This window comes from Pantoea sp. PSNIH1 (assembly GCF_007680655.1).
Lineage (GTDB): Bacteria > Pseudomonadota > Gammaproteobacteria > Enterobacterales > Enterobacteriaceae > Pantoea > Pantoea eucrina.
In genome coordinates this window covers 532,917-557,029 of the sequence record NZ_VEIP01000001.1, presented here as the reverse complement: position 1 = coordinate 557,029, position 24,113 = coordinate 532,917, and the positions used below count along the sequence as shown (strand labels likewise).

Below are 24,113 nucleotides of genomic sequence, written 5' to 3'. Positions count from 1 at the left end.
ACGGAGCAAAATGATATGAAGCGGGCATTGGTAATTATCGATATCCAGAATGACTTTTGCCCCGGCGGTCCGATGGCCGTGCGCGAAGGTGATCAGACTGTGGCGGTAGCGAATCGCTATGCGCGTGAGTTTCGCCAGCGCGGCGAATGTGTTGTGGCCCTGCAGGACTGGCATCCGGCAAATCATGGCAGCTTTGCCTCAGTGTCCGGTGAGCCTGTCTACACGCTGGGTGAGCTTAACGGGCTGGCGCAAATCTGGTGGCCGGACCACGGTATCGAAAACAGCCCGGGCGCAGATTTTCATCCCGACCTCGATCGCTCCCTGATTGACGCCGTATTTCACAAAGGTGGAGACGTTGATGTCGACAGTTACAGCGCCTTTTTCGATAACGGACACCGGCGCAAAACTGAACTGGATAACTGGCTGCGCGAACGCGATATTACGCATCTGGTTATGCTGGGAATTGCGACTGACTACTGTGTGAAATATAGCGTGCTGGATGCGCTGGAGCTCGGGTATCACGTTCAGGTCGTTAAAGAGGGCTGCCGCGGCGTGAATCTCAATCCGGAAGACAGTGACATTGCGCTGACGCAAATGCAGGCGCAGGGTGCGGAAATAATCTGAAAAACAGGCTGGGTATTCCAGCCTGTTTTCTTAGTGCAGATTGATGCGCGTGACATCCGGCTCGATGCCAAACTCTTCTTTCAGCTGCTTTTTAGATTTCGTCACAATATCTCCCCCTTTGGCAATGCTCATATGCTGAGGTGAGTCGTTATGACGCGCCTGCCACAGCATGACCAGCTGCAGACAGTGCTCGCGCTGCTCCTGCGTTAATGCAACACCATCAGGCCATTTACCCGTCTCAACGGCGGTTGCCAGACGTGCATAGATCTCAGGCGTCATCGCATCCAGCATCGCATTCAGTTCCTGATTCATTCTATCCCTCCTGCTGTTTGCCCTGTTCGTCAGTAAAGCTCAGCGAGGCGGAGTTAACGCAATAGCGCTCACCGGTAGGCTGCGGGCCATCCGGAAAAACATGCCCCAGATGCGCGTCACAGCTGCCGCAGCGGATCTCAACCCGGTGCATGCCGTGCGAGTCGTCTTCAAGGTAGCGTATCGCCTCATCGCTGACCGGCTGGTAGAAACTGGGCCAGCCACAGCCTGAATCATATTTGCTTTCTGACAGAAACAGCGGTGCCTGACAGACCAGACAGTGATAAATGCCATCCTGCTTGTTGTGCAACAGCGCGCCGGTAAAGGGTGGTTCGGTACCCCGATGCTGCGTGACGTAGCGCTGCATTTCCGACAGCTGGCCGATTTTTGCTTCAGATGCGGTATCTTTTGCCATTTTTGCTTCCAGAGTATCTTTCTGTAGAAATCAGCTACTATTCTAACAAACGGACAACATTGCCCGACGTTTTTTTTGTGCGAACTTTTCTGCCCTGGTCGCTGCAACGTGGTTTTGTGATGACGATCACTCTTTGTGACAAACTTCCCTTTTCACACGCTAATCAGCGTAAGATAGACGCGCTGTAAAATCGGCGCGCAAGCGGTTGCAATACAGATTATTCCTGGCGTTGGAATTGACCTGTCGCAACAATTGACACGATTCCGCTTGACGCCTGGTAAGGTTTTTGTAATTTTACAGCCAACCTTTTATTCACTAACAAATAGCTGGTGGAATATATGACTATCAAAGTAGGTATCAACGGTTTTGGCCGTATCGGTCGCATCGTTTTCCGTGCTGCTCAGCAGCGTTCAGACATCGAAATCGTCGCGATCAACGATCTGCTCGACGCCGATTACATGGCTTACATGCTGAAGTACGATTCTACCCATGGTCGTTTTGACGGCACCGTAGAAGTACAGGATGGCGCGCTGATTGTTAACGGCAAAAAAATCCGTGTTACCGCTGAGAGAGACCCGGCTAACCTCAAGTGGGACGAAGCAGGCGTTGACGTTGTTGCTGAAGCAACCGGGATCTTCCTGACTGACGAAACCGCACGTAAGCATATCTCTGCCGGTGCAAAGAAAGTGGTTCTGACCGGTCCATCTAAAGATGACACCCCGATGTTTGTACGCGGTGCCAACTTTGATAAATATGCTGGCCAGGATATCGTGTCTAACGCATCCTGCACCACCAACTGCCTGGCACCGCTGGCAAAAGTCATCAACGATAAATTCGGTATCGTTGAAGGCCTGATGACCACCGTTCACGCCACCACTGCTACCCAGAAAACCGTTGATGGTCCGTCACATAAAGACTGGCGCGGCGGCCGTGGTGCAGCACAGAACATCATCCCATCGTCTACTGGCGCAGCAAAAGCGGTTGGTAAAGTACTGCCAGAGCTGAACGGTAAACTGACCGGTATGGCTTTCCGCGTTCCTACGCCTAACGTCTCTGTGGTTGACCTGACCGTTCGTCTGGAAAAAGCAGCGACCTACAAAGAGATCTGTGAAGCTATCAAAGCGGCTTCAGAAGGCGAAATGAAAGATGTACTGGGCTATGTTGAAGATGACGTGGTTTCTACTGACTTCAACGGCGAAGTACTGACTTCAGTATTCGATGCCAAAGCAGGTATCGCGCTGAATGATAACTTTGTGAAACTGGTTTCCTGGTACGATAACGAAACCGGTTATTCCAACAAGGTTCTCGACCTGATTGCTCTGGTTGCTGCTAAATAAGCGACCAGGCTATATCAATAAGGGTGACTTCGGTCGCCCTTTTTTTTCGACCAGATAAACAGAGGCTGAACGATGCCAAATACGCTTTTTACACTGCCTGTGACAGAGCAGATAACCCCTTACCTGTCGCTGCGTCAGCAGGATGACCTGCCGGTCGTGATTATCAGTCATCCGAAAGTTCGTGCGGCTATCGCGCTTCAGGGCGCGCATCTGCTCGCCTGGCAGCCCAGCGGTCAGCAGCCTGTTCTCTGGCTGAGTGATAAAAGTGCGTTTAAAGCAGGTAAAGCGATTCGCGGCGGCGTGCCGATCTGCTGGCCGTGGTTTGGCCCTGCCGGTGAACCGGCTCACGGATTTGCCCGCACCCAGCCATGGACGCTGACAGCACACGATGAAAATGACGATGCCGTCATGCTGACCTTTACGCTGGAAAGTAACAGCCAGACGAAAAAGCTCTGGCCTCACGACTTTACGCTGCTGGCCCGTTTCCGGCTGGCCGATCAGTGCGAGATTGAACTTGAAGCCTGGGGCGATTTCGACGCGACAGCCGCGCTGCATGCTTATTTTAGCGTAGCGGATATCGCTGAGACCGCAGTCAGCGGGCTGGGTAAGACGTTTATCGATAAAGTGGCGGATGACTCACCGGGTGAAAACAGTAGCGGCGTACAGCGCTACCCGGGACGGATTGACCGTATTTATACTGCGCCTGACGAGTGCAGCGTGATCAAAGACAGCAGCGGCGGCAGGCAGATTGAAGTTTATCATCACTATCAAAGTGACGTTGTCACCTGGAACCCGGGTCCTGAACTCTCCTGCAGCATGGCGGATATGCCGAATGATGGCTACAAGCGCATGGTCTGCGTCGAGACGGCGCGCATCACTAAGCCGCTAAAAAGCGCGGGCGAAACACCTGCCCGCCTGGGGACAACCTTACGCGTGCGCAGCGCTAAGCCAGCTTAAACCACATCCAGCGGCACGCGCTGCTGCGGAGCAGGAAACAGCTGGTCGAGCAACGCGATCTCTTCGGCGCTGAGCGTGATGTTCAGCGCCGCAGCGTTTTCCTGAACGTGCGCGACGCTGCCTGCTTTAGGTATCGCTATGAGACCCTCATGCCGGATCGCCCAGCTCAGCAGCAGCTGCGCCACACTAATCTGCTTATCCCGTGCCAGCGCCAGCAGCTGCGCATTATCAAACAGCGCCTGTCGCAGCCGCCCCGCCTGGGCCAGCGGGCAATAAGCCATTACCGGCATGGCGCGCTGCTGGCAGAGCGGCAGCAGCGTATGCTCAATGCCGCGGGATGCAAGATGATACAGCACCTGGTTCGTCGCGCAGGAGAAGCCGCCCTCTTCTGCCCACAGCTCTTCCATATCATCGCTGTCAAAATTTGATACGCCCCAGCTGCGTATCTTTCCCTGCGCCACCAGTTTCTCCATGCCGCGAAGGGTCTCCTCCAGCGGGATATTACCGCGCCAGTGCAGCAGATAAAGATCGAGGTAGTCGGTTTTAAGTCGCTGCAGGCTGCGCTCACAGGCTCCGGTGATATCAGCTTCGCTGGCGTTCCACGGATAGACTTTGGAAACCAGCCAGGCGCTATCACGTCGTCCCTGCAGCGCTTCACCCACCACTCTCTCAGCTTCCCCGTCAGCGTACATTTCGGCCGTATCTATCACCTGTAATCCGGCAGCAAGCCCCGCCTGCAGCGCAGCGATCTCCTGAGCACGCAGCGCGGGGTTTTCCCCCATATACCAGGTTCCCTGCCCGATAGCGGGCAGCGAAGCACCATTGATCCAGACGTTTTGCATCATCCCTCCTGCGCGGTACGGCTATAAAAAAACAACGCCTGATATCAGGCGTTGCGATAGTGCATCAGAAGCTGTAGCTGAGGCCGGTCCAGAGCGTGACCTGGCCGTTTTTATCGACCATCGGGCTGTCTTTAACCTCATCATCAAAGCGGGTGTAGCGCCCGGAAAAACTGGCGTTCCAGTTTTGGGTAAGCTGGTAGCTGGCGTTCAGCTCGACATAGGGCGACCAGCTGTCATCGGGCCGGTAGGTGGCGATACCGCTACGGGCACTCTCATGCGAAGAGACGCCGTAGTAGTAACGGTTTTGATTTGCGCTGTTCCACAGGGCCCCGATACCGGGCGTCAGGCTGAATGCGCCAAACTCAAAGCGGTAGAGATACGTCAGATCCCAGATGATGCCATTACTGTTATTCAGCACATCACCCAGTAATGCCGTGCGCAGGATGCCCCACTCTGCAACATGACGATAAGTGCCACCCGCCATTAGCGTCATCCGGCGCTTATCCAGAGATTTCATATCGCCAAGATCGTTATCATCCGGGTCATACTGCTGTGGCGAACCGAGCAGCGTCAGCGACAGCTGATTCTGCGGGTCTTTCCACAGGTAATAGCCGCCCTGCAGGCTGCGAAACCAGAAGTTTTCGCCTTCATAGTTGATAACCGGTACGGGCAGATAGCGATCCTGTCCGCCACGATAAGGCGATTGAGCATAGATAACAGAGGCGCCCAGCGACAGCGGGTCAGCATGAGCAGTAAATGCGGTCACCAGCGCGGGAGACAGCAGCATAAACGCAGAAAGTTTAAAGGTGTTCACTATATATTTTGCCTGTTAAGTCACTAATTGCTTTTGCAGTCTAGCGAATATTTTGCAACAGAGGCAATCTGCTGTTAACCGTAATGGCTAATTCTGCCGCTCTTCACATCTTGCAGAAATTTACGCAGCTTATACCGAACAGAGTTGTTGGCATCTTTACAGGCCGTCTCCCATCCTCACAGGCGAATATTTCGCAAAACGATCGTGGCTTAAAACAATATGCGGAAATTTGCGCGTTTTTTGTGCGCTAATCGTTTAATCCTGCGCCACTTACTACTTGATCTTTATCCGATACACGCTCATAACAATAGAGAAGCAGAGAGATTTATATCCTTAAAATTGAGAGGTTGGCACCACTGTTTGTAAGGTTACGCTTATTGTTCCCAACAATTCTAACAGGACGGGCATCGCTATGAATATATTCGATCACTATCGTCAGCGTTATGAAGCTGCCAAGGACGAAGAGTTCACACTGCAGGAATTTCTTACTATCTGTAAGCAGGATCGCAGTGCATACGCCAATGCGGCAGAACGACTGTTAACGGCTATTGGTGAGCCCGTTATGGTTGATACCGCTCAGGAGCCACGCCTTTCCCGTATCTTCTCGAATCGTGTTATTGGCCGTTACCCGGCGTTTGAAGAGTTCTACGGTATGGAGGAAGCGATTGAACAGATCGTCTCCTACCTGAAACATGCGGCGCAGGGGCTGGAGGAGAAGAAGCAGATCCTCTATTTACTCGGTCCGGTGGGCGGCGGTAAATCCTCTCTCGCTGAACGTTTAAAAGCGCTAATGCAGCGCGTGCCTATTTATGTACTGAGTGCCGATGGCGAACGCAGCCCGGTTAACGATCATCCGCTGTGCCTGTTTAATCCGCAGGAAGATGCCAATATTCTGGAGAAAGAGTATGGCGTACCTCGGCGTTACCTTGGCACCATTATGTCGCCGTGGGCAGCAAAACGTCTGCATGAGTTTGGTGGCGATATCACCCGCTTTAAAGTGGTAAAAGTGTGGCCATCAATTCTGGAACAGCTGGCTATCGCTAAAACTGAACCCGGTGATGAAAACAACCAGGATATCTCCGCGCTGGTAGGTAAGGTTGATATTCGCAAGCTTGAGAATCATGCGCAAAACGATCCGGATGCCTATGGTTACTCTGGTGCGCTCTGCCGCGCGAACCAGGGCATCATGGAATTCGTAGAGATGTTCAAAGCGCCGATTAAGGTGCTGCACCCGCTGCTGACTGCTACGCAGGAAGGCAACTACAACGGTACTGAAGGCATTTCCGCTCTGCCTTTTAACGGCATTATTCTGGCGCACTCCAACGAATCGGAGTGGGTCACCTTCCGCAACAATAAGAATAATGAAGCCTTCCTCGACCGTGTCTATATCGTTAAGGTGCCCTACTGCCTGCGCGTTTCAGAAGAGATCAAGATTTACGAGAAGCTGCTTAACCATAGCGATCTCACCACTGCGCCCTGCGCCCCTGGCACACTTGAAACGCTGGCCCGTTTCACTATCCTGTCGCGCATGAAAGAGCCGGAAAACTCCAGCATCTACTCGAAAATGCGGGTGTATGACGGTGAAAGCCTGAAGGATACCGATCCCAAAGCAAAATCCTGGCAGGAGTATCACGACTACGCGGGCGTCGACGAAGGGATGAATGGCCTCTCAACCCGTTTTGCCTTCAAAATTCTGTCGCGCGTGTTCAACTTTGATCACACTGAAGTGGCGGCTAACCCGGTTCATCTTTTTTACGTGCTGGAGCAGCAGATTGAGCGGGAGCAGTTTCCGCAGGATCAGGCAGAGAAATATCTGGAGCATCTGAAGGGTTATTTAATTCCGAAATATGCGGAGTTTATCGGTAAAGAGATCCAGACCGCTTATCTGGAGTCCTATTCAGAATATGGTCAGAATATCTTTGACCGCTATGTCACTTATGCCGACTTCTGGATCCAGGATCAGGAGTATCGCGATCCGGATACCGGACAACTGTTTGACCGTGAGTCGCTTAATGCGGAACTGGAGAAGATAGAGAAACCAGCCGGCATCAGTAATCCAAAAGATTTCCGTAATGAAATCGTCAACTTTGTTCTTCGCGCCCGGGCGCAAAATAGCGGCCGTAATCCAAACTGGACCAGCTATGAGAAACTGCGCACGGTCATTGAGAAAAAAATGTTCTCCAATACTGAGGAGCTGCTGCCGGTTATCTCGTTCAATACTAAAACGTCTACCGATGAGCAGAAAAAACATGATGATTTTGTCGACCGTATGATGGAGAAAGGCTATACCCGCAAACAGGTGCGTCTGCTCTGCGAGTGGTATCTCCGCGTGCGTAAATCGTCATAATCGATCCGTAAGCCCGGCGCCTTGCGTGCCGTTAATCAGGCCGGAGAACCCTTTCCGGCCTGGCTTACACTGCAGTTGAGGGGAAACCATGGCCTATTTTATCGATCGGCGTCTCAACGGTAAAAACAAGAGTGCGGTCAACCGGCAGCGCTTTCTGCGCCGTTATAAGTCGCAAATCAAGCAGTCGATTTCCGAGGCCATCAACAAGCGTTCGGTAACCGATACAGAGAGTGGTGAGTCGGTGTCGATCCCGATTGATGACATCAATGAACCCGTATTTCATCAGGGTCGCGGCGGAAGCCGCCATCGTGTTCATCCCGGCAACGATCACTTTGTACAAAATGACCGTGTCGAGCGGCCTCAGGGCGGCGCGGGCGGCAGCGGCAGTGGTCAGGGCAACGCCAGCCAGGATGGTGAGGGGCAGGATGAGTTTGTTTTTCAGATATCGAAAGATGAGTATCTCGACTTACTGTTTGAAGACCTGGCGCTGCCGAACCTGCGCAAAAATCAGCATCGCCAGCTCAATGAGTTTAAAACGCACCGTGCCGGGTTTACCTCAAACGGCGTCCCGGCCAATATCAGCGTGGTACGCTCATTACAGAACTCGCTCGCCCGGCGTACGGCTATGACAGCAGGCAAGCGCCGTATGCTGCATGAGCTGGAAGCTGCCCTGCATGAAGTTGAAAACAGCGAGCCGGCCCAGCTGCTTGAAGAGGATCGACTGCGTCATGAGATTGCTGAACTGCGCGCGCGTATCGAACGGGTGCCGTTTATTGACACCTTCGATCTGCGCTACAAAAACTTTGAAAAACGTCCTGAACCCTCCAGTCAGGCGGTGATGTTCTGCCTGATGGACGTCTCAGGCTCTATGGATCAGGCCACCAAAGATATGGCCAAACGGTTCTATATTCTGCTTTACCTGTTCCTGAGTCGTACCTATAAAAACGTTGAAGTGGTGTATATCCGTCACCATACGCAGGCAAAAGAGGTGGATGAACAGGAGTTCTTCTACTCACAGGAAACCGGCGGCACCATTGTTTCCAGCGCGCTGAAGCTGATGGATGAGGTGGTCAAAGAACGTTATGACCCGTCCCAGTGGAATATTTATGCGGCGCAGGCATCAGACGGAGATAACTGGGCAGATGATTCGCCGTTATGCCACGAGATCCTGGCGAAGCATATTTTGCCGGTGGTACGCTATTACAGCTATATCGAGATCACCCGGCGGGCCCACCAGACTCTGTGGCGCGAATATGAACACTTACAGGCTATGTTTGACAATTTTGCTATCCAGCATATTCGTGAACCTGAAGATATCTACCCGGTATTCCGGGAGCTTTTCCACAAGCAGGCTGCCGAGGCCTGAATCGTAAGCCGGTCACTGACCGGCTTTTTTATATCTGATTACGACCTGTTTACCCGCAAAACGACCCGCCTGTTGCAGGATTTTCCTGTTTAATGTCATCATAGCTCGCATAAACAAAAAACAGGAAATTAAGCGCTGACAAGCCGTTGATAAGGCATTATCTTTTGAACTTATTTGTACGAATTGTTCGTGCTTGTCAGTTTTGCCCCGGTTGCAGGAGAATGCTATTGAATACCAGCATGATTTACAGTCTTTTTATTATTGGTTCCGTGCTGGTCGCTGCAAGCATTTTACTGAGCTCATTTTCCTCGCGTCTTGGCATCCCCATTCTGGTGATCTTTCTCGCGCTCGGTATGCTGACCGGTGTGGATGGCATCGGCGGTATCGCCTTCGATAACTACCCGGTAGCCTATCTGGTCTCCAACCTTGCGCTGGCGGTTATTCTGCTGGACGGCGGCATGCGCACGAAAGCCAGCTCGCTGAAAGTCGCGCTCGGTCCGGCGCTGTCGCTGGCAACAGTCGGCGTCATGATCACCGCCGGCCTGACCGGTTTGATTGCAGCCTGGCTGTTTAAACTCGACCTGATGCAGGGATTTTTGATTGGCGCCATTATCGGCTCAACGGACGCAGCAGCGGTTTTTTCTCTGCTGGGTGATAAAGGCCTCAACGAACGCGTCAGCTCTACGCTGGAGATTGAATCGGGCAGCAACGACCCGATGGCGGTATTTCTGACTATCACGCTGATTGATATGATCCAGCAGGGTCAGAGCGGCCTGAGCTGGATGTTTGTGGTACATCTGGTACAGCAGTTTGGTCTGGGCATCGTCTTTGGCCTCGGCGGCGGGTGGGCGCTGCAGCAGCTGGTTAACCGTATCAGCCTGGCTCAGGGGCTTTATCCGCTGCTGGCGCTTAGCGGTGGCATTATCGTATTCGCGCTGACCACGGTGATGGAGGGCAGCGGGATCCTCGCGGTCTATCTGTGTGGCTTTTTACTGGGCAACAGCCCTATCCGCAATCGCCACGGCATTCTGCAAACGTTTGATGGCATGGCCTGGCTCAGCCAGATCGGCATGTTTATTGTGCTGGGGCTGCTGGTGACGCCATCCGATTTGTGGCACATCGCCCTGCCGGCCATGATCCTCTCACTCTGGCTGATTCTGGTGGCCCGCCCGCTTTCGGTACTGGTCGGACTGCTGCCTTTCAAAGGATTCACCGGTCGGGAACGTATTTTTATCAGCTGGGTCGGCCTGCGCGGCGCCGTGCCGATCATCCTGGCCGTGTTTCCGATGATGGCGGGACTGGAGAATGCCAGACTCTATTTTAATATCGCTTTCTTTGTGGTGCTGGTATCACTGATGCTGCAGGGAACGTCGCTGGGTTACGCAGCGAAACGCGCCAGAGTGGTTGTTCCGCCGCTCGCCTCGCCTGTCAGCCGTATCGGGCTTGATATCCATCCGGAAAATCCGTGGGAGCAGTTTGTCTACCAGCTCAATGCCGACAAATGGTGTGTGGGCGCGGCGCTGCGCGATCTCAAAATGCCGCGTGAAACGCGCATTGCGGCGCTGTTCCGCGATAACACGCTGATGCATCCCAGCGGCGCTACCCGGCTAAAAGAGGGTGATGTACTGTGCGTCATAGGCCGCGAGCGCGATTTACCGGCGCTGGGTAAAATGTTCAGTCAGACGCCGCCGGTGGCCCTTGACCAGCGCTTTTTCGGCGACTTTATTCTCGACGCTGATGCACGCCTGCGGGACGTGGCACAGATTTATGGCCTGGAGCTGGATGATGAAACCAGCGATCAACAGTCGCTGGGGCAGCTGGTGATGAGCCTGCTCGGCAGCACGCCGGTGGTAGGTGACCAGGTGGAGTGGAAGCAGCTGACCTGGACCGTCGCGGAAAAAGAGGATAATAAAATCATGAAAGTCGGCGTGCGCGTCAGCGAAGAGCGAGAATAATCTGAGGTTTTAGCGCCCCTGAAGCGGTCAGCAGCGACTATGATTTTACTTATCAGTCAGCAAACGGGAGCAAAAAATGGGAACGGTAGTCAAAATTGGTCGCTATGAAATTGTTGATGCGGAGATGGGAGGCGATAAACCTGATACCGTCTCTATCCCCTGCCAGACTAACCCGGGCCTGAGCTATCAGCTTGATGGCTGGGATCATGAGACCAGCGTGCCGGCGTGGATTGATGGCGAGCCTGTCGATTTGAAAATTGGCCACTACGATAAAGAGCAGGATCGCTGGGTACTCAATCGCCCCGCCTGATCTCACTACACCGTCATGCCTGCGTATGGCGGTGATTCCTAAAAATTGCTGAAAAAAAACGCTGTTTTTGTCCTCTTTTTCATCACCATCTCTCTGTTTTCAATAACATAGCTGATAGTCCCTCAGGTCAATAATTTCCTTTTAAGAGTAATTCCATATTAACTCCGTCAGATTCCTCTTGCATACTCGTAAACGTTGCTGCTGTTTTCGTGACTTGTATCACGTCTTATCCGGCCCTTGCCGTGCAGCGCTTGAGTGATCACTAATGGTTAGTGTGCTGATAACAAACGTTATTTTTCCTGTCAGCCATTAACCCTGAGCGCGTACTTGATTCTGGTCAGGCCATCTTTTACTTAAGAAAAGAGAGCGGGTGTTATGGCAAGTACAATTGTAATGAATGACGCAAGCCGCTCATGGAGCGGCCTGCGCAAAAATCTCATTGCTAAAGTCGCATTAAGTCTTTCCGATCTTATTGCACTTAATCTGGCGCTGTTTTTATCCGCGGCTACCGTCCAGGGGATTTGGGGAGAGCTGGACAGCTTTATTCCGCCGCAGCAGATTGAGTACCGGTTTATCGCGCAGCTTGGCCTCTCGGTACTCTGCACCGCCTGGTTCTGGGTCCGGATGCGGCACTACACCTACCGCAAACCTTTCTGGTTTGAGCTGAAAGAAGTGGTTAAAACGCTGTTTGTTTTTTCACTGCTGGATCTGGCGCTGATTGCCTTTTCAAAATGGGACTTTTCACGCATGGTCTGGGTGTTCAGCTGGAGCTGGGCGCTGCTGCTGCTGCCGCTGATGCGCGCAATGGTAAAACGGGCGATCAGCCGTGCAGGACAGTGGCAGAAAGAGACCATTATCATCGGCTCAGGCAAAAATGCCCTGGAAGCCTATGCCGCGCTGCAGAGTGAAGAGATCCTTGGTTATAACGTGCAGGCGTTTATCTCACTGGATGATGAAAACACCCCGGATAAACTCAACGGCGTGCCGGTTATCACCCGCAAGGATATTAACTGGCAGACCATGGATCGCGATAACACGCAGTTTATCGTGGCGACCGAATATGAACAGCAGGCGGTGCGCGATCACTGGCTGAAGTTTCTCTCCAGAATGAAATGCCGCTCTGTCTCAGTGATCCCGACGCTGCGTGGCGTACCGCTTTACGGTACCGATATGTCATTTATCTTCAGTCACGAAGTGATGATTCTGCGCGTCAGCAATAATCTGGCCAAGCGCTCATCGCGCTTCCTGAAGCGCACCTTTGATATTGTGGTAGCGTCGCTGCTGCTGCTGTTTCTCGCACCGATATTTGGCCTGCTCTGCTGGATGGTGAAACGCGATGGCGGTAACGCTATCTACGGTCATGAGCGCGTAGGTCAGGATGGCGCAAAGTTTAAATGCCTGAAGTTTCGCTCTATGGTTACCAATTCGCAGGACGTCCTGCAGGCGCTGCTGGCCACCAGCGAAGAGGCGCGGGCCGAATGGGATCGTGACTTTAAGCTGAAAAACGATCCGCGCGTTACCCGCATCGGCGGCTTCCTGCGTAAAACCAGCCTCGATGAGCTGCCGCAGCTCTGGAACGTGATCCGCGGAGAGATGAGCCTGGTGGGGCCGCGTCCGGTTATCGAAGCTGAACTGGAGCGCTATGCCGGTGACGTTGATTACTACCTGATGGCCAAACCGGGTATGACCGGTTTATGGCAGGTAAGCGGTCGTAATGATATCGATTATGACACCCGCGTCTATTTTGATTCCTGGTATGTAAAAAACTGGGCGCTGTGGACCGATATTGCCATTCTGTTTAAAACCGCCGGCGTGGTACTGCGCCGCGACGGTGCCTACTGACCGCTCTCTGTGCGATGCCTGCCGTCCGGCAGGCATCGCCTTTTCACTTTAGCGCTTTCTTTTTATCCGCAGACTCATTACCCTTCTCGCCTGTTTAACAGGACGTTTCTGGTTCTTCATGCAAAAATTTACGCTTATTCTGCTGAGTCTGGTGCTGCTGGCTCCGCTCGGTATTGATCTCTACCTGCCTGTTCTGCCGCAGATTGCCGATGGCCTTAACGCCCCGGTGAGCCTGATCCAGCTTACCATCCCGCTGTTCCTGCTGGTGATGGGCATAGGTCAGCTGGTGACGGGTCCGCTGGTGGACAACTTTGGCCGCAAGCCCGTGGCGCTGGCTGGCCTGCTGCTCTATATCGTGGGCAGCGCCGTTGCGGCAACCGCCACGCTCTGGCCGGTATTTTTCCTGGCCCGCATTATTCAGGGCTGCGGCGTCTGCTGCAGCGCGGTGGTGGCATTCAGCGGCGTACGCGATCGCCTGAGCGGCGATGAGGCGGCACGCGCTTACGGATTTCTGAATGGCGCGCTAAACATCGTTCCGGCTCTGGCACCGCTGCTGGGCGGCCTTCTGGCGGAAGCCTATGGCTGGCGTGCACCTTTCTGGTTCCTGTGCAGCTATGCGCTGGCGATTGGCCTGCTGGTGATCGTGGCCTTACCGGAAACCCGGCCGGCGGATACGCTGCGGGTGAAGGGATTGCCGCTGGCGCAATATGGCGCGATTCTGCGCCAGCCGCGCTTTCTCGCTTTTGCGTTTGCCAATGCAGGCGCGCTGGGCATGGTGCTGACCTACGTCTCTCTGGCTCCGCATGTGCTGATGACTGAAGGCGGCCTGACGCCGCTGCAATTCTCATTTGCCTTTGGGGCCAACGGCTTCTGGATCATGCTGGTCAGCGCCTTTGTGAATAAAACGATCCGCAAAGCGGGCCGGCCATTTTGTCTGGCGATGGGCTTTATTACGATGCTGCTGGGGGCAATACTGCTGCTGGCGGGCGCTCACCTTCTGCCTGCTGAATGGCAGCCTCACTGGGCGCTCTATATGATCCCTGTGGCGGTCTCGGTGGCAGGCCTTGCCTTTACCGTTGGCCCGGCCACCAGCTATGCGCTGGAACCCTATCAGCAGCAGGCGGGCGTAGCCGCAGCGCTGCAGGGCTTTATTCAGATGGCGGGAGGCGCTGGCGGCAGCATGCTGATTGTTGCCCTGCCGGTCGCGGAAAAATCGTCACTGGCCCTGATGATGCTGACTGGCGCAGCGCTGGCACTGATTGCCTGGCGCTGCAGCCGTAAAATACGCGGCAGCGTGACCGCGCTTAAATAACCTCAACCGGCACGCGCGGGGCAAGCGCGCACATCAGCTCGTACCCGACCGTGCCGGCCGCTGCAGCAACGTCATCAATCTTCACGTCATTACCCCACAGCTCAACGGCGGTGCCGATACCCGCCTGCGGACAGGGTTCGAGATCGATCATCATCATATCCATCGACACCGTTCCCAGGGTGCGGGTGCGTACGCCGCCAACGGATACCGGTGTGCCGGTAGGTGCATGGCGCGGATAACCATCTGCATAGCCGCAGGCCACAATACCAATCCGCTGCGCTCCGCTGGCCCGGTAGCGATAGCCGTAGCCGACGCCGTCGCCCGCTGTCAGCTGCTGCACGCCGATAATTTCACTGCTCAGCGTCATAGCCGGCTGCAGCCCGGTACCGGCGATATCCTGCCAGCGACCGCTGGGTGAGGCGCCATACAGCACGATGCCGGGGCGAACCCAGTCATAATGCGTAAGCGGGTGCCACAACGTGGCGGCGGAGTTAGCGAGCGAACGCGGACAGTTCAGGCCTTCAGCTGCCTGCTCAATGCGCTGAAGTGGCCCGGCTACCCCCTCGGGATTATCGGCATCAGCGAAATGTGCCATCAGCGTGATCTCACCTACCCCCGGCAGCGCACGCAGTTTTTGCCAGGCGTTATGCACCTGTTCAGGGCGAAAACCGAGCCGGTTCATACCGCTGTTCATTTTCAGGTAAACATCCACGGGAGCAGAGAGCTGTGCGGTCGCCAGCGCTTTGATTTGCCAGTTACTGTGCACGCTGGTGGTCAGCCGGTAGCGATCGATAAGCTTCAGATCGTCTGCGTGGAAAAAACCTTCCAGCAGCAGAATCGGTTTTTTCCATCCCTGCTCGCGCAGCAGAATAGCCTCTTCGAGATTGAGTAACGCAAAACCGTCGGTGCTCTCCAGCGCCTGCCAGACGCGGGCAATGCCGTGTCCGTAGGCGTTAGCTTTGACCACTGACCATACGTGTGACTGCGGCGCGGCCTGACGCACCACAGACAGATTATGACGCAGCGCCTGTCGGTTAACCGACGCGCGCACAGGACGTGACATAGTGTTAACTCTCCGTGAGTGTTAGCGTGCGATATCCGCGCGGCGTAAAGGCGATGCGTGCGAGGCAAAACCCGGCAGATAGCGCAATACAGAGAGATCGTCTGCGGCAATCGCGGGTTTCTGACCCGATACAATATCAGCCAGTAGCTGGCCGGAACCACAGGCCATGGTCCATCCCAGCGTACCGTGTCCGGTATTGAGATAGAGATTTGTCAGCGGGGTACGTCCCACAATTGGCGTACCGTCTGGCGTCATCGGACGCAGCCCCGTCCAGAAAGAGGCCTGTTCGATAAACCCGCCTTCAGGATAGAGATCGCGCACCACCATCTCCAGCGTTTCCCGCCGTGCCGGCAACAGTTTGGTGTTAAAACCAACAATTTCAGCCATGCCGCCTACCCGGATACGGTTATCAAAGCGGGTCACAGCGACTTTATAGGTCTCATCAAGGATCGTAGAGCGTGGCGCAGCGTCAGCATCTTTTACCGGAATAGTCAGCGAATAGCCTTTCAGCGGATAAACCGGAATGGCGAGGATATCTTTCAGCAGCGCGGTCGAATAGGAGCCAAATGCCACGACGTAAGCATCCGCTTTAATCACTTCATCTCCGCACTTCACACCATAGATGCGGTTGCCTTCACGCAGTAACCGATCAACCGGCGTATTGAAGCGAAACGTGACGCCTGCCGCCATAGCCATTTCTGCCAGGCGTTGGGTAAAGAGCTGACAATCACCGGTTTCATCATTAGGCAACCGCAGGCCACCGGTCAGCTTGTGCGCGGTAGCTGCCAGCGCCGGCTCGGCACGCTGCAGCTCATGAGCCTGCAGCAGCTCATAGGGCACGCCCGCCTCTTTCAACACGGCGATATCTTTACTGGCGCTGTCGAACTGCTGCTGAGTACGAAACAGCTGCAGCGTTCCGCCCTGCCGCTCTTCATAGGCAATTCCGGTTTCCGCCCGCAGCGTTTTCAGGCAGTCGCGACTGTATTCAGCGATACGTACCATGCGGGCTTTGTTTTCCTGATAGTGGCGCATATCGCAATTACGCAGCATCTGCCACATCCACTCAAGCTGAAACCGGCTGCCGTCTGGCCGCATCGCCAGCGGTGCGTGGCGCTGAAACATCCATTTAATCGCTTTCAGCGGCACGCCAGGCGCGGCCCACGGCGCCGCATAGCCAGGCGAGATCTGACCGGCGTTACCGGCACTGGTTTCCAGCGCGGCGGCAGGCTGTCGATCGATGACGGTAACCTCATGTCCGGCCTGCGCCAGATACCAGGCACTTGCCACTCCCACCACCCCACTACCCAGAATCACGACACGCATAGGCCCCTCGAGACAAAAGCATAATTAACTGGTATGAGCACCTGAGTCAGAATAATCAGGCTGCTCTGTTTATCTTAGAATTGACCCGGCTATTTCACATCTTTTTTAACATTCTGCACACTTAAATCCTTCCTGATAGCAAAGATCAGAGTTTTACCGCTTCTGAAGCGCTGACCGGAGCGCTTTGTCAGAAAAAAATCAGGGCTTTTTCCCTTTTTCAGCAGAATCACCCGCTGCTGCCTGACTGCGGTTTTCCCAGTTTATTATTCTGCCTTTTGATTTGCAGCCGGATTAATATCTCATAGCATGGTGTAATCGCGCTATCCGGATGATTTTCTGCCAAAAGAATTCGTTTGAGTTCCGTTATCGGATGCGAGACAGTGAACTATCCTTGATCTGTTCGCTCAGTTTTTGGGCGCTCTTTCTCAGGACGAAGCCTTCACCCGTGTGGCAGGGTCTTCCTGCCGCCTGCAAAACAGAGGTGCGCTATGACGACAATGTTTGACGAGCCAACCCGCAGCAGTAAACGACTCAGTGACGGGCCCGACTGGACATTTGAACTGCTTGATGTCTACCTGGCTGAAATCGACCGCGTGGCGAAAAGCTACGGGCTTGATACCTACCCGCATCAGATTGAAGTTATTACCTCCGAACAGATGATGGATGCCTACTCCAGCGTGGGGATGCCGATCAATTATGCGCACTGGTCGTTCGGTAAAAAGTTTATCGAAACCGAGCAGCGCTATAAGCATGGGCAGCAGGGGCTCGCCTATGAGATCGTCATCAACTCTAACCCCTGTATCGCCTATCTGATGGAAGAGAATACGATGACCATGCAGGCGCTGGTGATGGCCCACGCCTGCTACGGACACAACTCTTTCTTTAAAAATAATTATCTGTTCCGCAGCTGGACGGATGCGAGTTCAATCGTCGATTACCTGCTGTTTGCCCGTAACTATATTGCCGACTGTGAGGAGCGCTTTGGTGTCGAAGAGGTTGAGCGTCTGGTTGACTCCTGCCACGCCCTGATGAACTACGGCGTTGACCGCTATAAGCGCCCGCAGAAAATTTCACTGCAGGAGGAGAAAGCGCGGCAAAAGAGCCGCGAAGAGTATCTGCAGAGTCAGGTAAATACGCTATGGCGTACGCTGCCGCGTAAAGAGAAAGAGGCGTCACACATAGAAGCCGCGCGCTATCCCTCTGAACCGCAGGAGAATCTGCTCTACTTTATGGAAAAAAATGCCCCTTTACTGGAGCCGTGGCAGCGCGAAGTGCTGCGCATCGTGCGTAAAGTAAGCCAGTATTTCTATCCGCAGAAACAGACGCAGGTGATGAATGAGGGCTGGGCAACCTTCTGGCACTACACGATCCTCAATCATCTCTATGACGAGGGCAAAGTATCAGAACGCTTTATGATGGAGTTTTTGCACAGTCATACCAACGTTATCTATCAGCCGCCTTATAACAGCCAGTGGTATAACGGTATTAACCCCTATGCCCTGGGGTTCGCTATGTTCCAGGATATCAAACGCATCTGTCAGGCGCCGACAGAAGAAGATCGCCACTGGTTCCCCGATATTGCCGGCTCCGACTGGCTTAAAACGCTGCATTTTGCGATGCGCGAGTTTAAAGATGAGAGCTTTATCAGCCAGTTCCTGTCGCCGAAAGTGATGCGCGATTTCCGTCTGTTCACCGTGATGGATGACGATCGCAATAACTATCTGGAAATTGCGGCGATTCATGATGAGGCTGGCTATCGCGCCATTCGCCAGCAGCTCTCTGCCCAGTATAATCTCAGCAATCTGGAACCCAATATTCAGGTCTATAACGTGGATCTGCGCGGCGACCGCTCGCTGACGCTGCGCTATGTTCCTCAGCAGCGTGCGCCGCTGGATAAAAGCCGGCGCGATGTGCTGAAACATGTTCACCGGCTCTGGGGATTTGATATTCATCTGGAGCAGCAAAACGAAGATGGCAGCATAGAACTGCTCGACCGATGTCCGCCGCGTGCGCCCGGACTCTGAGCATAAAAAACCGGACTGAAGAGTCCGGTTTTCTTTAGCGCTTATTACCGAGATCGTCCGGCAGATTTTTCTGCATACTGTGCCAGATCTCCCCGCTGCGGCGTCCATACACCCGCACGCACTCAACCACCCGCTCCTGCGTCGGCTGCTGCGAACACATATCCGCCAGCTGCTGATAAAAGCTGCGTGCCAGCTCGCGCGCTTCGGAATCAGAGAAATAGTGGCGTCCGACCCGCGTATAGAGCCCTTTCAGTCCGTTGAGGATCAGACCGTAAATCGGATTACCGGAAGCAAACGCCAGACCGCGGAATACCCGGTAATCAAGCTCAGCATAGGCATCAGCCTGATCCTGCTCATTCAGCGCGCTCTCCAGCACTTCGCGGGCTTTTTCCGGATGGTGACGCAGCGCACGGCTGATAAAAATAGAGGCGATGTTGCTGCGTACTGAGAGCAAATTATCAATCAGCTGCGGCACGCTGTCGTGATCGAGCCGGGCCAGCGTCTCAAGGATGTTGAGACCTGAGGTTTCCCAGAAATCATTTACGCGCGTCGGCTTGCCGTGCTGAATAGTGAGCCAGCCATCACGCGCCAGACGCTGCAGCACTTCGCGCAGGGTGGTGCGGGTAACGCCAATCAGTTCAGACAATTCACGTTCAGCAGGCAGAATCGACCCGGGGGGGAAACGACTGTTCCAGATACTCTCAATTATGTACTCTTCTGCGAATCCTGCAGGGCTCTGCGCCTTGATAACCATAGCGTTACGTTCTCATTGCGTTCTTAATCGTCATTACACTCATCATACCAGAGGGGCTATAGCGGAAATAGTCTGCCGGCGGATTAAAAGCATGGCCTGGCGCAAATTTCAGCATGCGGGCTGAATGCTTTCACCTGGCCCGGGCCGGGCAAGTGGCTATCGGGTCAGACAACCTGCCACATAAACGATCTGCGTCATTTTTATCGCTGAATTCCTGTTTGCAGGCTGGCAGCGTCAGGCTTTTGGTTTACACTGCCAGGCACTGATAGCTAAGGGAAATCCACTATGTTGCGATATCTGAATCTCTGCTCGCGCGGGCGTGGCGCCTGGCTGCTGCTGGCATTGACCGCGCTGGCGCTGGAGCTGGTGGCGCTGTTCTTCCAGCACGGTATGGGGCTTAAGCCCTGCGTGATGTGTATCTACGAGCGGTGTGCGCTGTTTGGCGTAATGGCGGCAGGCGTGGTGGGCGCTATTGCGCCGCAGACCCCGCTGCGCTGGGCCAGCCTGGCCATCTGGATCTACAGCGCCGCTGAGGGCCTGCGCTTATCCTGGGAGCATACCATGCTGCAGCTGCACCCTAACCCGTTTGTCACCTGCGACTTTGCCGCACGCTTTCCGGCATGGCTGCCGCTGGACAAATGGCTGCCCGCGGTATTTGTTGCCAGCGGCGACTGCGCTGAGCGCGGCTGGACGCTCCTCGGCTGGAGCATGCCGCAGTGGATGATCGCCATTTTTGCCGCCTACCTGCTGGTGGCGATAGTGGTACTTGTTGCTCAGATATTCAGGCCGCGTCAGCGCAACCTGTTTGGCCGCTGAGGGACGCAGAATCAGCCATTCCGATCGGGTCGGTCAATAATGTGATCTTCCCAGTCGCGTACTTCACTTTCGCGTACAGCGATGTAGCGCACCGAGATCCGCTGGGCATGCATCGCTTTTTTTGATCCCGCCAGCAGCGGATGCCAGGCGGGCAGCGCTTTGCCTTCGCCAAGCAGCCGGTAGGCGCAGGTGCGCGGCAGCCAGTTAAAAGTTGTGAGGTTTTCACGCGTGAGCTTGATACAATCTTCTTCATACTCAAACCGGCGTTCGTAGTTGCGGCACTGGCAGGTTTTAATATTCAGCTGGTTGCAGGCGACATTGGTGAAATAGATCTCATCCGTATCGGCGTCCTGCAGCTTATTCAGACAGCACTGTCCGCAGCCGTCACACAGCGATTCCCACTCAGCGTCGTCCATTTGTTCCAGACGTTTGGTCTGCCAGAAAGGTTGGTCACTCATCATTGCGGTCCGGGTTGTTCAGCAAAACCGCACCTTATAAAGGTTAAGATGCGGTGATGCAAGTATTACAGCACGCGCGTGCTGATACCGTGACCCGCCAGCGATATCTCAAGTTTATCCCCTGAGCGCAGCGGGCCTACGCCCTGTGGCGTGCCGGTCAGGATCACATCGCCCGCGCGCAGCGTAAAAAACTGGCTCATATAGGCGATGAGCGGCTTGATTTTGTGGATCATATCGGACGTAGAACCATGCTGACGCCGCTCTCCGTTCACCACCAGCTGCAGCTCGCTGTTTTGCGGATCGCCCGTGTACTCACCGACCGGAATAAAGCCGGAAAGCGGACAGGCGTTGTCGAACCCTTTCGCGCGCTCCCAGGGCTGACCCGCTTTTTTGAACCCCGCCTGCAGATCGCGCAGCGTAAGGTCCAGCGCTACGCCGTAACCCGCAATCGCTTTTGCCACATGCTCTTCGCTGGCCTGCTTTAACGTGGCGCCGATCAGGACAGCGAGTTCCACTTCATGATGTACGTCGCCTGACGCGGTCGGGATAGAGAGCGGCTGCCGCAAATCGCATAAGGCTGTCTCAGGTTTGATAAACAGCACCGGCTCATCCGGCGTTGCGCTTCCCATTTCTTTAATATGTTTTGCATAATTACTGCCTACGCATACCACTTTGCTGACCGGAAAATCCAGCAGAGCACCCTGCCAGTTACGATGCTGATACATATTTTTCACCTGCCTGAGTTATGTCTGCGCTCTGTCGGGATGACAGAGGCTCTGTGAGTAGCGGCCGGAACGGGGCGCCAGTAAAGATAATATTAACGGTTATCGCGACAGGTGTAACAGAAATTGTCAAAAGAGATTTATCTTTCTTACGACGGCGGGCAAACAAATTAATTGCCCACGACAGAATGGAACATGGGCAATTAATTAATCAATGAACACTGAATATATTTACAGGCTATATTTTTTACAGATGAATCTGAATTAAACTTCTTTACCCTGCTCAAGATGGACGTTGAGCAAACTTTCTACAGGCGGGGGGATCTGCAAATAAAAACCCTGCTCACGCAGCCCCTGCTTTACCTTTTCAATGTCGGCGTTAGCCAGTCTCTCACGCTTGTCCAGCGACAGCACCATCGCTAACTGCGGCTTGCCAAAACCTTTAAGCAGCGCTTCCGGCACGCGGGAGAAATCGTCCTTTTTTTCTACATAAAGATAAGTCTGGTCGCGTTGCGGGCTTCTATAGATCACACAAAACATATTTTTTACTCGAATTAACTGTTAGCGTCACTTGCCTGAATATTACAGTAACTATAACATGCTTGCAGAACTTCGAATATTGACCCGACGATGTTAATGGCGATTTTATCGACGTTCATCTCCGGGTCAAAAAAAACAGGACTGAGCCAGGACAGATGCCGCAATCGCCAATCGAATTCAAGGGAAGCAGTTTTACCCTGTCAGTTGTTCATCTGCACCATTCACAACCCGACGTGATTCGTCAGGCGCTGCAGGAGAAGATCGATCAGGCGCCGGCCTTTTTACAGAACGCTCCGGTCGTCCTGAACATCTCAGCGCTATCCGGCGATATTAACTGGAAGCAGATGCAGCAGGCGATCAGCGCGACCGGGCTGCGTATCGTTGGCGTCAGTGGTTGCAAAGATGACGTCCAGAAAAAAATGGTGGCCCGCGCGGGCTTACCGGTGCTGTCAGAAGGCAAAGAGAACCGCAAACCGGCTGAAGCGCCGCCTGCGGAAGAAGCGACTGCACCCGCTGTTGTTACCGAGAGCATCAACAAAACGCGCGTGGTGAATACGCCCGTGCGTTCCGGCCAGCAGATTTATGCCCGTAACGCCGACCTGATTGTGACCAGCAGCGTTAGCGCCGGAGCAGAACTGGTTGCCGATGGCAATATACATATTTACGGCATGATGCGCGGCCGGGCGCTGGCAGGCGCCAGTGGCGATCGTGACTGCCAGATTTTTTGTACTCACCTTGCCGCTGAGCTGGTCTCAATCGCCGGTGAGTACTGGATCATGGATCAGATTCCGGCGGAATTTTTTGGTAAAGCGGCGCGCCTCTGTCTGAAAGAGGGCGCGCTTACCATCCAGACACTTAATTAGGCCCCTTTTCTTTCGTTAAGGAAATCAACATTTATGGCACGCATTATTGTAGTAACATCGGGCAAAGGGGGCGTTGGCAAGACCACGTCAAGCGCGGCCATCGCGACAGGGTTAGCGCAAAAGGGCAAAAAAACCGTTGTTATCGACTTCGATATCGGTCTGCGTAATCTCGATTTGATTATGGGCTGTGAACGTCGCGTCGTGTATGACTTTGTGAATGTTATTCAGGGTGATGCCACCCTGAATCAGGCGCTGATCCGCGATAAACGCACCGAGCAGCTCTACATTCTGCCGGCATCACAGACGCGTGATAAAGACGCTCTGACGCGCGAAGGCGTAGAGAAAGTGCTGAACGATTTAGCCGCTATGGAGTTCGATTTTATCGTCTGTGACTCCCCGGCGGGTATCGAAACCGGCGCGCTGATGGCGCTTTACTTCGCTGATGAAGCGATCATCACAACCAATCCGGAAGTCTCATCCGTACGCGACTCTGACCGTATTCTGGGCATTATCTCCTCTAAATCGCGCCGTGCTGAAAACAGCCAGGACCCGGTCAAAGAGCATCTGCTGCTGACCCGTTACAACCCAGGCCGTGTGACCCGTGGCGATATGCTCAGCATGGAAGATGTGCTGGAAATCCTGCGTATTCCGCTGGTCGGTGTTATTCCGGAAGATCAGTCTGTGCTGCGCGCCTCAAACCAGGGCGAACCGGTGATCCTCGACATCAATTCTGACGCCGGTAAAGCTTATGCTGATACCGTAGAACGCCTGCTTGGCGAAGAACGCCCCTTCCGCTTTATTGAAGAAGAGAAGAAGGGTTTCCTGAAACGCCTGTTCGGGGGATAACCAATGGCCTTACTCGATTTCTTTTTATCCCGTAAAAAGAGCACAGCCAATATAGCCAAGGAGCGGCTGCAGATCATCGTTGCTGAACGCAGGAGGGGCGACAGTGAGCCCCACTATTTGCCTCAGCTTAAACGCGATATCCTGGAAGTGATCTGCAAATATGTCAAAATCGATCCCGATATGGTGACAGTACAGCTCGATCAGAAAGGCGACGATATTTCGATTCTGGAGCTGAACGTGACGCTGCCGGAAACGGAAGACGCGCCGAAATGAG

Annotated in this window: 24 protein-coding genes; 14 read left to right on the top strand and 10 right to left on the bottom strand. The window is 54.0% G+C overall.

Annotated features, from left to right (window positions below; translation table 11 throughout):
- The first annotated feature begins 15 nt into the window (after nt 1-15).
- Nucleotides 16-624 carry a bifunctional nicotinamidase/pyrazinamidase gene (pncA, locus tag FS690_RS02580; protein WP_145339034.1) on the top strand — a complete coding sequence of 203 codons (609 nt, stop codon included), beginning with the start codon at nt 16-18 and terminating at the stop codon, nt 622-624.
- 30 nt (nt 625-654) lie between these two features.
- Here the strand turns inward: pncA and FS690_RS02575 are convergent, their stop codons facing one another.
- Both FS690_RS02575 and msrB read right to left on the bottom strand, forming a co-directional pair.
- Nucleotides 655-936 carry a YeaC family protein gene (locus tag FS690_RS02575; protein ID WP_039384691.1) on the bottom strand — a complete coding sequence of 94 codons (282 nt, stop codon included), beginning with the start codon at nt 934-936 and terminating at the stop codon, nt 655-657.
- A gap of 1 nt (nt 937) precedes the next feature.
- The gene (gene msrB, locus FS690_RS02570; protein ID WP_039384692.1) at nt 938-1,348 is read right to left on the bottom strand and encodes a peptide-methionine (R)-S-oxide reductase MsrB; all 411 of its coding nucleotides are present in this window, start codon (nt 1,346-1,348) and stop codon (nt 938-940) included.
- Nucleotides 1,349-1,686: 338 nt separating this feature from the next.
- Between msrB and gapA the strand changes: the two genes are divergently transcribed.
- Nucleotides 1,687-2,685 (top strand): glyceraldehyde-3-phosphate dehydrogenase, encoded by a 999-nt coding sequence (gapA, locus tag FS690_RS02565; protein ID WP_039384694.1) that lies wholly within the window; start codon nt 1,687-1,689, stop codon nt 2,683-2,685.
- A 72-nt stretch (nt 2,686-2,757) separates the two neighbouring features.
- Nucleotides 2,758-3,642 carry a D-hexose-6-phosphate mutarotase gene (locus FS690_RS02560; RefSeq protein ID WP_145339033.1) on the top strand — a complete coding sequence of 295 codons (885 nt, stop codon included), beginning with the start codon at nt 2,758-2,760 and terminating at the stop codon, nt 3,640-3,642.
- Here FS690_RS02560 and FS690_RS02555 read toward each other — a convergent pair.
- Complete coding sequence (locus FS690_RS02555; protein WP_369826775.1) at nt 3,639-4,487, bottom strand: aldo/keto reductase; 849 nt, start codon at nt 4,485-4,487, stop codon at nt 3,639-3,641. The genes FS690_RS02560 and FS690_RS02555 overlap by 4 nt on opposite strands.
- A gap of 61 nt (nt 4,488-4,548) precedes the next feature.
- Nucleotides 4,549-5,298: a MipA/OmpV family protein gene (locus tag FS690_RS02550; RefSeq protein ID WP_039384700.1), complete on the bottom strand. Its 750-nt coding sequence runs from the start codon at nt 5,296-5,298 to the stop codon at nt 4,549-4,551.
- Between the two features lie 412 nt (nt 5,299-5,710).
- Between FS690_RS02550 and yeaG the strand changes: the two genes are divergently transcribed.
- From yeaG to FS690_RS02520, 6 genes are all read left to right on the top strand, one after another.
- Nucleotides 5,711-7,645, top strand: a complete 1,935-nt coding sequence (yeaG, locus tag FS690_RS02545; RefSeq protein ID WP_065649162.1) for a protein kinase YeaG — start codon at nt 5,711-5,713, stop codon at nt 7,643-7,645.
- A gap of 88 nt (nt 7,646-7,733) precedes the next feature.
- Nucleotides 7,734-9,011, top strand: a complete 1,278-nt coding sequence (locus tag FS690_RS02540) for a YeaH/YhbH family protein (protein WP_039384703.1) — start codon at nt 7,734-7,736, stop codon at nt 9,009-9,011.
- A gap of 227 nt (nt 9,012-9,238) precedes the next feature.
- Nucleotides 9,239-10,966 carry a potassium/proton antiporter gene (locus tag FS690_RS02535; RefSeq protein ID WP_039384705.1) on the top strand — a complete coding sequence of 576 codons (1,728 nt, stop codon included), beginning with the start codon at nt 9,239-9,241 and terminating at the stop codon, nt 10,964-10,966.
- Between the two features lie 76 nt (nt 10,967-11,042).
- A complete protein-coding gene (locus tag FS690_RS02530) occupies nt 11,043-11,276 on the top strand; it encodes a DUF1480 family protein (RefSeq protein ID WP_039384706.1) in 234 nt (77 codons plus the stop codon).
- 375 nt (nt 11,277-11,651) lie between these two features.
- Nucleotides 11,652-13,118: an undecaprenyl-phosphate galactose phosphotransferase WbaP gene (gene wbaP, locus FS690_RS02525; RefSeq protein ID WP_039384708.1), complete on the top strand. Its 1,467-nt coding sequence runs from the start codon at nt 11,652-11,654 to the stop codon at nt 13,116-13,118.
- A gap of 118 nt (nt 13,119-13,236) precedes the next feature.
- A complete protein-coding gene (locus FS690_RS02520) occupies nt 13,237-14,430 on the top strand; it encodes a multidrug effflux MFS transporter (protein WP_039384710.1) in 1,194 nt (397 codons plus the stop codon).
- On the opposite strand, the gene dadX is transcribed toward FS690_RS02520, so the two are convergent.
- Together dadX and FS690_RS02510 are read right to left on the bottom strand one after the other, a co-directional pair.
- On the bottom strand, nt 14,423-15,493 hold the full coding sequence (dadX, locus tag FS690_RS02515; RefSeq protein ID WP_039384712.1) for a catabolic alanine racemase DadX: 1,071 nt from the start codon (nt 15,491-15,493) through the stop codon (nt 14,423-14,425). The genes FS690_RS02520 and dadX overlap by 8 nt on opposite strands.
- Before the next feature lie 21 nt (nt 15,494-15,514).
- Complete coding sequence (locus FS690_RS02510) at nt 15,515-16,816, bottom strand: D-amino acid dehydrogenase (RefSeq protein ID WP_104085079.1); 1,302 nt, start codon at nt 16,814-16,816, stop codon at nt 15,515-15,517.
- A gap of 488 nt (nt 16,817-17,304) precedes the next feature.
- Here FS690_RS02510 and FS690_RS02505 point away from each other — a divergent pair, with 488 nt between their 5' ends.
- Entirely contained in the window at nt 17,305-18,840 is a 1,536-nt protein-coding gene (locus FS690_RS02505; RefSeq protein ID WP_039384715.1) for a SpoVR family protein, read from the top strand.
- A gap of 34 nt (nt 18,841-18,874) precedes the next feature.
- On the opposite strand, the gene fadR is transcribed toward FS690_RS02505, so the two are convergent.
- Complete coding sequence (fadR, locus tag FS690_RS02500; protein ID WP_145339032.1) at nt 18,875-19,594, bottom strand: fatty acid metabolism transcriptional regulator FadR; 720 nt, start codon at nt 19,592-19,594, stop codon at nt 18,875-18,877.
- A 285-nt stretch (nt 19,595-19,879) separates the two neighbouring features.
- Here fadR and dsbB point away from each other — a divergent pair, with 285 nt between their 5' ends.
- The gene (gene dsbB / locus FS690_RS02495) at nt 19,880-20,410 is read left to right on the top strand and encodes a disulfide bond formation protein DsbB (protein ID WP_039384717.1); all 531 of its coding nucleotides are present in this window, start codon (nt 19,880-19,882) and stop codon (nt 20,408-20,410) included.
- An 11-nt stretch (nt 20,411-20,421) separates the two neighbouring features.
- On the opposite strand, the gene FS690_RS02490 is transcribed toward dsbB, so the two are convergent.
- From FS690_RS02490 to FS690_RS02480, 3 genes are all read right to left on the bottom strand, one after another.
- Complete coding sequence (locus tag FS690_RS02490; protein WP_039384718.1) at nt 20,422-20,868, bottom strand: YcgN family cysteine cluster protein; 447 nt, start codon at nt 20,866-20,868, stop codon at nt 20,422-20,424.
- Nucleotides 20,869-20,933: 65 nt separating this feature from the next.
- Nucleotides 20,934-21,593: a fumarylacetoacetate hydrolase family protein gene (locus FS690_RS02485; protein WP_145339031.1), complete on the bottom strand. Its 660-nt coding sequence runs from the start codon at nt 21,591-21,593 to the stop codon at nt 20,934-20,936.
- Nucleotides 21,594-21,854: 261 nt separating this feature from the next.
- Nucleotides 21,855-22,130 (bottom strand): YcgL domain-containing protein, encoded by a 276-nt coding sequence (locus FS690_RS02480; protein ID WP_039384721.1) that lies wholly within the window; start codon nt 22,128-22,130, stop codon nt 21,855-21,857.
- A gap of 155 nt (nt 22,131-22,285) precedes the next feature.
- Here FS690_RS02480 and minC point away from each other — a divergent pair, with 155 nt between their 5' ends.
- Genes minC through minE form a run of 3 tightly spaced genes read left to right on the top strand, consistent with a single transcriptional unit; the run spans nt 22,286 to nt 24,112 of the window.
- On the top strand, nt 22,286-22,993 hold the full coding sequence (minC, locus tag FS690_RS02475) for a septum site-determining protein MinC (protein ID WP_145339030.1): 708 nt from the start codon (nt 22,286-22,288) through the stop codon (nt 22,991-22,993).
- Between the two features lie 33 nt (nt 22,994-23,026).
- On the top strand, nt 23,027-23,839 hold the full coding sequence (minD, locus tag FS690_RS02470; RefSeq protein ID WP_039384727.1) for a septum site-determining protein MinD: 813 nt from the start codon (nt 23,027-23,029) through the stop codon (nt 23,837-23,839).
- A gap of 3 nt (nt 23,840-23,842) precedes the next feature.
- Nucleotides 23,843-24,112, top strand: coding sequence for a cell division topological specificity factor MinE (gene minE / locus FS690_RS02465; protein WP_039384731.1), 270 nt, complete (start codon nt 23,843-23,845; stop codon nt 24,110-24,112).
- The last annotated feature ends 1 nt before the right edge of the window (nt 24,113 follow it).